The 12647-nt window shown below is 66.8% G+C and carries 11 protein-coding genes; 6 read left to right on the forward strand and 5 right to left on the reverse strand.

Annotated features, from left to right (window positions below):
- Positions 1-644: 644 nt before the first annotated feature.
- Positions 645-1034 (forward strand): DUF805 domain-containing protein, encoded by a 390-nt coding sequence (locus ACEUEL_RS03810; protein ID WP_405702311.1) that lies wholly within the window; start codon positions 645-647, stop codon positions 1032-1034.
- Between the two features lie 72 nt (positions 1035-1106).
- Positions 1107-1475, forward strand: coding sequence for a DUF805 domain-containing protein (locus ACEUEL_RS03815; protein ID WP_405702314.1), 369 nt, complete (start codon positions 1107-1109; stop codon positions 1473-1475).
- Between the two features lie 12 nt (positions 1476-1487).
- Here the strand turns inward: ACEUEL_RS03815 and ACEUEL_RS03820 are convergent, their stop codons facing one another.
- Entirely contained in the window at positions 1488-2474 is a 987-nt protein-coding gene (locus tag ACEUEL_RS03820) for a Tim44 domain-containing protein (RefSeq protein ID WP_405702316.1), read from the reverse strand.
- 201 nt (positions 2475-2675) lie between these two features.
- Here ACEUEL_RS03820 and ACEUEL_RS03825 point away from each other — a divergent pair, with 201 nt between their 5' ends.
- Positions 2676-2828: a hypothetical protein gene (locus ACEUEL_RS03825; protein WP_405702318.1), complete on the forward strand. Its 153-nt coding sequence runs from the start codon at positions 2676-2678 to the stop codon at positions 2826-2828.
- Between the two features lie 107 nt (positions 2829-2935).
- Here the strand turns inward: ACEUEL_RS03825 and ACEUEL_RS03830 are convergent, their stop codons facing one another.
- Complete coding sequence (locus ACEUEL_RS03830; protein WP_405702321.1) at positions 2936-3124, reverse strand: hypothetical protein; 189 nt, start codon at positions 3122-3124, stop codon at positions 2936-2938.
- A gap of 340 nt (positions 3125-3464) precedes the next feature.
- Here ACEUEL_RS03830 and ppc point away from each other — a divergent pair, with 340 nt between their 5' ends.
- On the forward strand, positions 3465-6251 hold the full coding sequence (gene ppc, locus ACEUEL_RS03835; protein ID WP_405702323.1) for a phosphoenolpyruvate carboxylase: 2787 nt from the start codon (positions 3465-3467) through the stop codon (positions 6249-6251).
- 4 nt (positions 6252-6255) lie between these two features.
- Here the strand turns inward: ppc and ACEUEL_RS03840 are convergent, their stop codons facing one another.
- Positions 6256-6726, reverse strand: coding sequence for a YaiI/YqxD family protein (locus ACEUEL_RS03840; protein ID WP_405702325.1), 471 nt, complete (start codon positions 6724-6726; stop codon positions 6256-6258).
- Between the two features lie 326 nt (positions 6727-7052).
- Here ACEUEL_RS03840 and ggt point away from each other — a divergent pair, with 326 nt between their 5' ends.
- On the forward strand, positions 7053-8795 hold the full coding sequence (gene ggt, locus ACEUEL_RS03845; RefSeq protein WP_405702328.1) for a gamma-glutamyltransferase: 1743 nt from the start codon (positions 7053-7055) through the stop codon (positions 8793-8795).
- Here ggt and ACEUEL_RS03850 read toward each other — a convergent pair.
- Complete coding sequence (locus tag ACEUEL_RS03850) at positions 8782-9189, reverse strand: DUF983 domain-containing protein (RefSeq protein ID WP_405702330.1); 408 nt, start codon at positions 9187-9189, stop codon at positions 8782-8784. The genes ggt and ACEUEL_RS03850 overlap by 14 nt on opposite strands.
- A gap of 511 nt (positions 9190-9700) precedes the next feature.
- Complete coding sequence (locus tag ACEUEL_RS03855) at positions 9701-10588, reverse strand: transglutaminase family protein (RefSeq protein WP_405702333.1); 888 nt, start codon at positions 10586-10588, stop codon at positions 9701-9703.
- A gap of 142 nt (positions 10589-10730) precedes the next feature.
- On the opposite strand from ACEUEL_RS03855, the gene ACEUEL_RS03860 reads away from it, so the two are divergent.
- On the forward strand, positions 10731-12563 hold the full coding sequence (locus ACEUEL_RS03860; RefSeq protein ID WP_405702335.1) for an SLC13 family permease: 1833 nt from the start codon (positions 10731-10733) through the stop codon (positions 12561-12563).
- Positions 12564-12647: the final 84 nt, after the last annotated feature.

Raw genomic sequence — 12647 nt, forward strand, 5'->3', positions numbered from 1 at the left:
TCTACGGGGACGGATCTCCATTCCTCGAAACTTGCGTAAATTTGGGTGTCCGGCCAATGGGGAGTTGTCTCTGCGCGCCAAGTGAGGTGGACTTGGGCGAACCGTCCGTCGCGCAGCAAGAATAGTACGTCATCGCGGTGCCGTCTTCGGCTGATGGCGGCAGCTCCGATGCCGTATATGATATGGGACGAGCATAGTTCACGCTGAAGCTCCTTCTCCAAGCTTTCGCGCTCGCTCATGCTCACGATTGCCGACCAGTCGCCGTCCCACTCATATGCTTCTGTCATGTTCGAATTTTATTCTACGACACGTTGTTTGCAACTCACGGCGTTCAAGATTGACCCCGGGTGCTTTGGTTATTTCAAGTCTCCTTCTGAAGGCAGATTTGAGCCGGCGTGATCTCACACAAACGGAGCGGTGCTTTCTGAAGGCCTTTCTGCCGATAGAGCGCGAAAATCGAGGTCCGGAGGAGGCGCGAGAGCAAAAGCGTTCGATCGTCAATGTCCGTGGTCTGTCTGACGCGATTGCCAGGGTGGATGGCCGTACGGCAAGCTGCTGGGCGCCCCTTCATATCCCTTCCGTCGAATTGACAGCGCTCGCGGCTGCGCCTCCACTCGCCATCCATTGGGCAAGGGCCGAATCCGATGAACATCCTGCAAGCCGTCGCCAGCGTCCTCGGCCAGTACGCCAGCTTCGAGGGCCGGGCGACGCGGTCGGAATATTGGTGGTGGGTGGTCTTCAGCGTCGCCGTAAACTGGATCACGGGCCTGATTGATGTCGTGATGTTCGGGCCGTTCTCGCTGCTGGTCTATGGCGAACTGCGCATGTTCACGCCGATCAGCACGCTGGTCGGCCTTGCCCTCATCATCCCGTCGCTCGCGGTCGGCGCGCGCCGCTTCCATGACATGGATCGCAGCGGCTGGTGGCTGCTGATCGGGTTCAGCGGTATCGGCGCCGTGGTCATCTTCTTCTGGTTCATGATGAAGGGCACCGACGGTCCGAACCGTTTCGGCCCTGATCCGCTAAGCCGTTAAGCAGCCGCCGCGTGCGTGATTGACTTCGCCAGGGCGATGCCTTCCCCTCGTCAAGATACAATGGGGGGTGCCATGAACTTCACCGATGCCATCAAGACCGGCTTTCAGAAATACGCGACGTTCGAAGGGCGCGCGGCGCGCTCGGAATACTGGTTCTGGGTGCTGTTCACGGTGCTGGCGAGCTGGGCGGCGGGGTTCGTCGACTACGCCCTGTTCGGGTACAGCATGGCCGACGGCGTCTCGCCGATCGGCGGCATCGTCAATCTTGCGCTGCTGGTGCCCTCGCTCGCGGTCGGGGCGCGGCGGTTCCACGACATGGACCGCACCGGTTGGTGGCAGCTCATCGCGCTGACCGGCATCGGCGCGCTGGTTCTCTTCGTCTGGTTCTGCTTCCGCGGCACCGATGGCCCGAACCGTTTCGGTCCGGACCCTCTCGATTGAGCGCTCGACGCATCAGCCCTGCTGAATGGCGCTGACCTGCCAGGGACTGCCCGGGCGGCGCACGAACGTCCAGAACTCGGTCGCCTGGGTGAGCCGATCGGGATCGCCCTGGACGAGGCGGCCGCTGGCGCGCTCGACGATGCTGTCCTTGAGTTCGAAGCGCATGGCGACGGTGGCGTAGTCCTCGCCTTCCTCGCTCCAGGCTTCCGACAGGTCGCCCTGCAGCAGCTTGACGTCGGAGAGGTTGTTGACGAGCCCGTCGCGCGCCAGCTCGTCGAGCTGCTCGCCCATGTAGCCGGCGAGTTCCGGCGTCACGAGCTGCGCCAACGCGGCGCGGTCGTCGCGGCCATAGGCGAGCTGGACCTCGCCGAGCGTCTTCTCGAAGGTGTCGAAATCGGCGCCGTCGAGCTTCAGCGGACGCCCGCGCGCGATGCCGAAGCCGGAGCGGCCGGATCCGCCGCCGAGGTTCGTGCCGGGGGTGGTCTGCGGCTCCATCGCGTCTCGTGACATGGCGCCGGGGGGGCCGCCGGCATAGGACGGTTCATTGCGCCGCCGCAGCCAGCCCATGACGAGGCGGACGACGATGAAGATCAGCACGATCTGAAGCACGAAGCCCAGAATACCGGCAAGGCTGCCGAGGCCGGAGAAGAAGCCGCCGCCCATCAGCAGGCCGAACAGCCCCGCGCCGAGAAGCCCTCCCATGATGCCGCCCATCAGCCCGGGCCGATTCAGGAAGCCGCCGGGACGGGCGGCATTCGCCGCCGGATTCGCGACGCCCGGCTGCGTCGCCTGGCCGGGCTGGGTCGCGGATCGCTGCATCGACTGGGCCGTGGGGGCCGTCGGCGTGGGCGCGGGTGTGGACCAGGTGCGACTGCCGCGGCTGCCCATGCTGCCACCGCGCATGGCGCGGGCTTCGGCGTAGTCGGCGCCAACCACCGCCAGGCCGGCAAGCAATGCCAGGGCCGCCACGGTCGGACGAAGGCGGAACGAACGGGACATGCAACTCTCTCGATTTGTCGCGGCCCACCTGCCGCTACGTCACATATGGGGATGAACGGTCCGTTTGTCACGTCTCTCAATATCGGGCGGTCGCGGCAATACTTGTGCAACCACGTCCGCAACGCGTCACGAATGCGTGTGTTCCGGCAAGAAGCTGGAAACTTCCGGAGGGCATCGTGGTTGGCGTGACGCGGTGGACGGATGTCGCAGTTCAGCGATCAGCGCATCGACCGCGCAGACAGGGAAACGCCCGCAAGGCGTAATCGTCTCATGGCCCGTTTGTGCATCAATCTCGTGCTGGGGCTCTCACCGGTGCTGCTGCCCGGCGCCTTGCTGCTGCTCGGCATTTCCTGAGCCGCGGCAACGCCTGCCATCGTCGCTTACGGTGATGCCGCCCACAGCGGCATTCCGCGCGAACCTCTGGAGCGCCGTCCGGTCAGGCCGGCGCTCTTTTCGCGGCCTCAGCAGCCGAGACTGAATTCGATCGCCGCGATCGAGCCCGTCGGGGCGATCGCAGGGCCGACGGGCGGTCGCCGATCATTATTGTTGCCGGCCTCGCTGCGACCGAAGCTGCCGCGCTGCGCCGAGGGGGAAGGCCGTTCGCCACCTGGCAGCGACTTCGTCTCGCTGCGGTTGGAAACGCTGGCCATAACGCACTCTCCTTGATTTACGTCACGCATCGACTTACCGACGCCGGGCTGCCCGGCGATCTCCGTTATCCCACACGGCTTCATCCCTGACCGTGACGAGCGTCACACTGAGGGCGAAGAGCGCCGTGGGGCCGCTCCCATGTCACGTCCGAGCCGGCGACGCCATTATCCTTGCGTCAAATGCGACCGGTCGAAGGGCGCGAGAAAGGCCAATTCAGGGCGCGGGAGGTAACGGGCGGCGTCGATTATGGCGCCCGCGCGGGTTAATCAGCGTCACCTCCTCGTCGTGAGGCGGCATGCTAATTGCTAAGTTGACCGGGTCATCGGAGCGCGTTCCACCATGTCCATCGCCCTTTCAATCGCCCATGCCGCCCCCGAGCCCGAAGCCGATGGCGAGCTCGAGCTGTCGTTGCGCAACGACATCCGGATGCTGGGTCGCGTCCTCGGTGACACCCTGCGCGGGCAGGAGGGGGATGCCATCTTCGATCTGGTCGAGGGCATCCGCCGCTTCTCCACGCGCTTCCACCGCGAGGAGGACGAGGGCGCGCGACACGAACTCGAGCATCTGCTGGGCGGCCTTGACCCCGACCAGGTGGTCACCATCGTGCGCGCCTTCAGCTATTTCTCCCACCTTGCCAATATCGCCGAGGACCAGAACGTTCTGCGGCGTGCCCGGGTCAATGCCACGAGCGGCGCGCCTCCGCTTCCGGGTACGCTCGCCAACGCACTTTTGCGCGCACGGGAGGCCGGCATCACTACGGACGAGCTGCGCGCCTTCTTCCGATCCGCGCTTGCCAGCCCCGTCTTGACCGCCCATCCCACCGAGGTGCGCCGGCGCAGCACCATGACGCACGAGATGCGGATCGCGGAGCTGCTGGCGGAGCGGTCGCGCAGCCAGCCGACGCCGGAGGAGATGACCGCCGCCGACGAGGAATTGCGCCGTTGCGTGGTGACGCTGTGGCAGACCAACCTGCTGCGCAAGACCAAGCTGACCGTGCTGGACGAGGTCGCCAACGGCCTGTCCTATTATGACGCGACGTTCCTGCGGGAACTGCCCCGGCTGTACGCTGCTCTGGAGGATCGTCTCGCTGTCATCGAGGCGGGGGCCGGCGAGGAGATCGGCTCGTTCGTGCGGATGGGAAGCTGGATCGGCGGCGATCGCGACGGCAACCCCTTCGTGGTGGCCGACGTCACCCGCCAGACCATGCGCATGCAGAGCGCGACGGCGCTGCGTTTCTATCTCGCGGAGCTGAACGCGTTGGGTGCGGAGCTGTCGATCAGCACGATCCGCGTAGCGGTATCGCCCGAGCTGCTCGCGCTGGTCGATCGTTCGCCCGAGACGTCGCCGCATCGCCGCCACGAGCCGTACCGTCTCGCCGCCAGTGCCATTGCCGCCCGGCTGAAGGCGACGGCATACCGGCTGGAGGTCGCCGAACTGGTCGGCGTCACCGATCGCCCGACCATGGCGCCGTACATGTCGGCCGGCGAATTGCGCGCCGACCTCGATGTCATCGCGCAGTCGCTCAAGTTGCACAAGTCAGAGGCCATCGAGCGGGGACGGCTGCGCCTGCTGCGTCGTGCGGTCGACTGTTTCGGCTTCCACCTCGCCATTCTGGATTCGCGGCAGAACTCGGACGTTCACGAACGCTGCGTCGCCGAACTCTTCGAGGTCGCGGCGCCCGGTACCGGCTATCGCTCGCTGCCGGAAGGCACGCGCGTGGCGTTGCTGCTGCGCGAGATCGCGACCGCCCGCCCGCTCACCTCGCCCTTCGCGACCTATTCCGAAGAAACGCTCGGCGAGATGGAGGTGCTGCGCACCGCGGCCCGGATCCACAAGATCTACGGCGCCGAATCGATGCCGAACTTCATCATCTCCAAGGCAGAGGGCGTCTCGGACATGCTGGAGGTGGCGCTTCTGCTCAAGGAGGTCGGGCTGGTCGACCCGGCCGGGACCAGCGCGGTCAACATCATCCCGCTGTTCGAGACGATCGAGGACCTGCGCAATTCGGCGAAGGTGATGGAGCAGATGTTCCGCCTGCCGGAATATCGGCGCCTCGTCGACAGCCGCGGCGGGCTGCAGGAGGTGATGCTCGGCTATTCGGATTCCAACAAGGACGGCGGATTCGTCACCTCCGGCTGGGAGCTCTACAAGGCCGAGATCGAGCTGATCGAGGTGTTCAAGCGCCACGGCGTGCGGCTGCGGTTGTTCCATGGCCGCGGCGGGTCGGTGGGGCGCGGCGGTGGGCCGAGCTATGACGCCATCCTCGCCCAGCCGGGCGGGGCGGTGCAGGGGGCGATCCGCATCACCGAGCAGGGCGAGATCATCTCCTCGAAATACGCCAATCCGAGCGTCGGGCGCGGCAATCTCGAAATCCTCGCCGCGGCGACCTTGGAGGCGACGCTGCTCTCCGGCGATGCCAAGGCGCCCCGCGATGAATACCTCACGGTGATGGAGGAACTCTCCAACGCGGCCTTCCGCGCCTATCGATCGCTGGTCTATGAGACTCCGCGCTTCGAGGACTATTTCTGGGAATCGACCGTCATCAACGAGATCGCGACGCTGAACATCGGCTCGCGTCCCGCCTCGCGCAAGAAAACGCGGCGCATCGAGGATCTGCGTGCCATTCCCTGGGTGTTCTCCTGGGCGCAGTGCCGGCTGATGCTGCCGGGCTGGTACGGCTTCGGCACGGCGATCCGGCAATGGCTTGAGAAGAACCCTGACGGGCTCGGCCTGCTGCAGGAGATGTACCGCGAGTGGCCTTTCTTCCGCACGCAACTCTCCAACATGGACATGGTGCTGGCCAAGAGCTCCATCGCCATCGCTTCGCGCTATGCCGAGCTAGTGGAGGACGTCGAACTGCGCGAGAGCATCTTCGGCCGCATCCGCGCCGAGTACCATGAATCGATCGACTGGCTTCTGAAGATCTCGCAGCAGGAGAAGCTGCTCGGCGGCAACCGCATGCTCGACCGTTCGATCCGGGCGCGATTCCCCTATATCGACCCGCTGAACCATCTGCAGGTCGGCCTGTTGCGCAAGTACCGCGCGAACGACACCGAGGAGAAGGTGCTGCAGGGCATCCAGCTCACCATCAACGGCATCTCGGCGGGACTGCGCAATTCGGGCTGATGATTCAGCCCACGCCGTAACCCTGCCGCTTCAGGCGGGAGACGGTCCGTTCGAGCGTCTGGAGAAATTCCGAGCGGTCGCGCGGCGAGAAGGGGCGCGGGCCGCCGGTGATCTGGCCGGCATCACGCAGATCCTGCATCAGGTTGCGGGTGGCGAGCTGCATGCCGATCGAGGCGGTGGTGAAGGGTTTGCCGCTCGGGGCGATGGCCTCCGCCCCGCGCGCCACGACGCGCGCGGCGAGGGGCACATCGGCGGTGATGACCACATCGCCCGCTTCGGCCCGTTCGGCAATCCAGTCGTCGGCGACGTCCAGACCGCTGCCGACCACCACCCGCTCGATATTCGCGTCGCGGGGAAGGTTGATCCAGCTGTTGGAGACGACGATGACGCGGACGCCGTGCCGCAGCGCGACCCGATAGGTCTCGTCCTTCACCGGGCAGGCGTCAGCATCCACATAGATGAGGATTGACTTCACACGCTTCTCCCAAGCAAGAGGGGCTGCCCTTGCGAGCAGCCCCTCCCATGTCAGACCGAGATCCGGCCCGGTAACCGCCTAAAGGGGCGGCGCGAACGATCGCGTCACGAAGCGAGGACCTCGCAGGAAGCAAAAGTCCAGGTCATGATTACCGACGACCTCGGGTCAAGACGATCAGACACTGGATCACCTCCTTTCAGTTGTTAGAGACGCTTAGGAGCTTAGGACGAATTTGCGATTCGTCACCCCCTATGTTGTGCTGCATCGCGCAATTGCCAGGGTGGTGTGGCATCCGTGTCGCGGTGCCGCCCGAGCGGGAGGAGCCGATGCGCCGTTTTGCCATTCTGCTGGTGCTGGGACTGCTGGCCACGCCCGCCACTGCGCAGCAGGCGGCCGACGCGCTGGCGCCCGAAGGCGCGACCGGCATCCTCGCCAACCCGCCGGTCACCGCGCGGCACTGGATGGTCGCGGCGGCGAATCCGCTCGCGGCGGAGGCGGGAGCGGAGATGCTCCGCGCCGGCGGCAACGCCATCGACGCGATGGTCGCCGTGCAGCTGGTTCTCGGGCTGGTGGAGCCACAGTCCTCCGGTCTGGGCGGGGGTGGCTTCCTGGTCTACTGGGATGCCGCGGCGCGGCGATTGACCACTTTCGACGGCCGTGAGACCGCGCCGATGGCGGCCACGCCCACCCTCTTTCAGGACGCAAACGGCGAGCCGCTGAAGTTCCTCGACGCGGTGATCGGTGGGCGGTCGGTTGGAACGCCGGCGACGCCGCGCCTCTTGGAGACGGTTCACCGCCGCTTCGGGCGGCTCGCCTGGGGACGGGCGTTCGCACCGGCGATACGGTTGGCGGACGAGGGCTTTGACGTCTCCCCCCGGCTCGCCGGGCTGATCGCGGCGGAAGCGGCGTCGCTGGCCCGTTTCCCGCCGACCCGCGCCTATTTTCTCGATGCGGAGGGCAAGCCGCGGTCGGCCGGCAGCCGGCTCGCCAATCCGGCCTATGCGGCGACGCTGCGGCTGCTGGCGGAACAGGGCGCCGATGCGTTCTATTCCGGCCCGCTCGCCGGCGACATCGTGCGCACGGTGCGGGAGGCGCCCGGCAATCCGGGCGTGCTCGCACTGGAGGATCTCGCCGCCTATCGGGTGAAGGAGCGCGAGCCGGTCTGCGCGCCCTATCGCGGGCTGGATGTCTGCGGCATGGGGCCGCCGAGTTCCGGCGCGCTCACGGTGGGCCAGATCCTCGGGCTGCTGCAACCTTATGATCTCAAGGCGCTCGGGGCCTCATCCGTCGAATCCTGGCGGCTGATCGCCGATGCCTCGCGCCTCGCCTTCGCCGACCGCGAGCGCTACATGGCCGACAGCGATTTCGTGCCGATGCCGACGCGCGGCCTGCTGGCGCCCGACTATCTCGCCGCCCGCGCCGCCCTGCTGCGCGGCGACGACGCGCTGCCGGAAGTCGCACCGGGCACGCCGAAATGGGACCACGCGCAACGTCAGGCGGATGATGAATCACTCGAACTGCCGTCGACGAGCCACATCTCCATCGTCGACGCGGAAGGTAATGTCGTTTCGATGACCACCACCATCGAGGCCGGCTTCGGGTCGCGGCTTATGGTGGGAGGCTTCCTGCTGAACAATGAGCTCACCGACTTCTCCTTCCGTACCCAGAAGGACGGCGTTCCGATCGCCAACCGCGTTGAGCCGGGCAAAAGGCCTCGCTCGTCCATGGCGCCGACCCTCGTGATGAAGGACGGGCGGCCGCTTCTGGCGCTGGGCTCGCCCGGGGGCAGCCAGATCATCGGCTATGTCGCGAAGACGCTCATCGCCCATTTCGACTGGGGCATGGACATCGGCGCCGCCATCGCCGCGCCCAATATTCTCGCGCGGTTCGGGCCGGTCGAAATCGAGCAGGGTACGCCGGCCGAGGGGCTGGCGCCGGGGCTGAAGGCGCTCGGATTCGACGTTCGCAGCGGGCCGATGACCTCGGGCGTTCAGGCCATCCTGATCGGCGACGGCGTGCTGACCGGCGCCGCCGACCCGCGACGCGAAGGCGCCGTTATCGGCGACTAGCCTCCGGGCCGGTCTCGTCGAGTGGGATCAGTCGGCCTTCCTCAGCCTTGTAGAAAAACTGGCTGGCCACCAGCCATCCCTTCAGCGGGCGCAACGGCGGCACGCAGGTCAGGAAGATCAGCGGCAGCGTCGTGACGATATGCACCCAGTAGGGAACTTGGTAGGCGATTTCCAGCCAGAAGCCGAACAGCACCGCGGGTATGCAGACGAACATCATCACGAAAAAGGCGGGGCCATCGGCCGGGTCCGCGAAGCTGTAATCCAGGCCGCACACCTCGCAGCGGGGCGCGAGCTTGATCAGCCCGCTGAACAGATGGCCCTGTCCGCACCGCGGACAGCGGCCGCGCAGGCCCGTGCTCATCGGCGACAAAGCGGGCCATTCCTCCTGCTGCATCGCAGCCTCCCTTCGTCATCTCACCCGGACTGCATCATTGAATGCATTCATTCGGGCGACGAGAAAGCGTCCATCTGAACGCTCCTGCGCTATATAGGCTGTTAATCTCAGTCATTCCAGAGTAATTGAATGCGTATTGAATGCATTCAATGTCGCAGGTGTTGCGCAGGTCGCTCCCGCGGCCGCAGTCGGTTTCGTCGGCGAGTGGCCCGCGTGGGGCCTTCTCGATCGTCACGAAAATCCGGCAGGCGGGCGGAGGTCCGATGAAAATCCGGCGCTGCAACAGGTGTCGCGGAGGGGCTTCGGTCAGACGATGGTCTAATGCCCGCAGCGACGGGTCGACTGTCCCGGCGCTCCAACCGGTACACCCGCCGGAATAAGGCCGCTTCCGCGCTTCCGCCCACCCGCGTGGAAGCGGCCAGGGTGCCCGTTTTTCCCGGTCATCCGGCGCCGGGCCGATGGCCGGACGCACGGTGCCTGATGGAGCCCCGAGAGGCTTTGTCGGGCAGTTTCAGCGGATCGGGGCGGCGGTCACCGAGACATCCACATGCATGCCGATGGCGTCGCTCGCGTCGCCATAATAGCCGCCGGAGATCGGCACCGCCTGGGCCGCCTCGCGCGTCACGCCGACCCGGATCAGGTTGGCGCCGGCGACGAGACCGTTGGTCGGGTCGTATTCCACCCATCCCGCGCCGGGCAGGTAGACGCTGCACCAGGCGTGCGTGGCGCCGCCGCCGCGTGTGGCGCCGGAGGTGTCGTCGTAGAGATAGCCGGTGACGAAGCGGGCCGCGAGGCCGAAGCTGCGCACCGCCTCCATCATCAGCACCGCGAAGTCGCGGCAGGTCCCCGAGCCCAGCGCCAGCGTCTGCGCGGCCGTCTGCGTGCCTTCCTCGTGGCGTGCCCCGTAGGTGAACTCGGACCTGATGGCATGCGTCATCGCTTCGAGAACATCGAGCGTATGGCTGTCGCCCGGGCCGGCGATGAAGCGGCGCGCCCAGCTGTCGACGGTGCCATTGGGGTCGGGCATATGCCGCTCGGCGAGGCGGGCGAGGTCCGGGATCTCCTGCGCCGCATAGGAGAAGGGGAAGCGTTCCGCTGCGGGATCAAGGGCATAGTCGGGCAGGGGCTGGCCGTCCGGATGGTGGGTCAGATCGAGCGTCGAGACCATCTTCAGCCGTGTCGTGCGCAGCTCCGCCGGCCATTCGAGATAGCAGATCGAATTGTTGAAGACGTCGTGTTTCCAGATGACCGCCGACGGTTCCGGATCCACCTTGAGGATCGCGCGGTGCAGGCGCAGGTCGTGGCTGTCGTCGGGGCGCACCATCAGCCGGTGGCGGGTGAGGCCGACCGGGTTGCGATAGGCATACTCGGTGGTGTGGACGACCTTGATGCGCGCCATGCGACCCTCGTGCGGCGGGGTGTTTGCGCCTGTCTACACGAAAACACCGCCCGCGGCGGTCATGCCGCGCCGACGATTTCGGTGGACGAGGCCCGCGCCGGCGTAGAAAACCCGCATTCCGCCTCCGCCGGAGCTGCGCCCGATGACCCTCGACCTTGCCCTCGTACTCGCTCTGCTCGCGGCGGCGATCGCGATGTTCGTGATCAACCGCCCGCGCATGGATGCGGTGGCGCTGCTCGTCATCGTCGTCCTGCCGCTGACCGGCATCGTCACCATGAACGAGGCGCTGGCCGGATTTTCCGATTCCTCCATCGTGCTGATCGCCGCGCTGTTCGTGATCGGCGAGGGGCTGGTGCGGACCGGCGTCGCGCGGCGCCTGGGCGACTGGCTGGACGCCAAGGCGGGGGCCAGCGAGAGCCGCCTGCTGATGCTGCTGATGGCGGCGGTCGGCGGGCTCGGCTCGCTGATGAGTTCGACGGCGGTGGTCGCCATCTTCATCCCGGTGATCCTGCGCATCTCGCAGAACCGCGGCGCCTCGCCGAGCCGGCTGATGATGCCGCTCAGCGTCGCGGCGCTGATCAGCGGCATGCTCACCCTGGTGGCGACCGCGCCGAACCTCGTGGTGAATGCCGAGCTGGTGCGGCAGGGCGCCGAGGGCTTCAGTTTCTTCAGCTTCACGCCCTTCGGCCTGCCGCTGCTGGTGCTGGGCATCCTCTACATGCTGTTCGCCCGCCGCCTGCTGGTCTCGCGCGTGCAGCCGGCGGCGGCGGCCGGGCGGCGCCCGAGCCTGCGGCGGTGGGCGGCGCAATACCGGCTCGCGGAACGGGCGCAGCGCGTGAGGGTGGGGGAGGGCTCGCCGCTGGTCGGCCGGCGGCTCGACGAACTGCCGCTGCGATCCGGCGGCATCAACGTGCTGGCGGTGGAGCGGCACGAGCGCTTCGGGGTCGAGGTGATCCGGCCGAGCGCGCGCACCGAGCTTCGGGCCGGTGATGTCCTGCTGGTCGACGTGCTCGCCGATGCGGGCGAGGTCGCCGCCCTGCGCGAGCGGCTGGTGCTCGAACTGCTGCCCTTCGGCGAGGGAAGCGACTATTTCATCGACCATTCGCAGGATCTCGGCATGGTCGAGGTGATGATCCCCGCGGATTCGACGCTGATCGGCCAGAGCGTGCTCGACGCGCAGGTGCGTTCCGAATACGGGCTCACCGTGATCGGCCTGCGCCACGGCGCTCAGGTAGTGGAGCGCGACCTGCTGACCGAGAAGCTGAAGATCGGCGACATCCTGCTGATGGTCGGGTTCTGGTCGGACATACGCCATGTCCAGAACCACAATGACGATCTCGTGGTGCTCAACATGCCCACCGAGTTCGAGGAGGTGCTGCCGGCCGCCGACAAGGCGCCGCACGCGCTGGGCGTGCTCGCGCTGGTGGTGGCGCTGATGGTGAGCGGCGTCATCCCCAACGTGCAGGCGGCGCTGATCGGCTGCCTGCTGATGGGGCTGTTCAAATGCATCGATTTCACAAGCGCTTATCGCTCGATCAGCTGGAAGACGCTGATCCTGATCGTCGGCATGCTGCCGTTCTCGATCGCGCTGCAGCGGACCGGGGGCGTCGATCTCGCGGCGGACGGGGTCATCGCGCTGGTGGGCGGCGCGGCGCCGCGGCTGGTGCTGGCGACGCTGTTCGCCATCACCGCGCTGCTCGGCCTGTTCATCTCCAACACCGCGACGGCGGTGCTGATGGCCCCCGTGGCGCTCGCCATCGCCAAGGATCTCGGCGCCTCGCCCTATCCCTTCGCCATGGTGGTGGCCCTGGCGGCCTCCTCCGCCTTCATGACGCCGATCTCCTCGCCGGTGAACACGCTGGTGGTGGGGCCGGGCGGCTACACCTTCGGCGACTTCATGCGTGTCGGCGTGCCGTTCACGCTCATCGCCCTCGTCGTGACGGTGCTGCTGGTGCCGATCGTGCTGCCGCTCTAACGTATTGACGGAGAAGGCAGGATCCGATCCGCCGGCGGCCGCTGAGCGGGGTGTGATCGATCCGGCCGTTGAAGTGTGCGGCGC

This window comes from Ancylobacter terrae (genome assembly GCF_045108345.1).
Taxonomy (GTDB): Bacteria; Pseudomonadota; Alphaproteobacteria; order Rhizobiales; family Xanthobacteraceae; genus Ancylobacter.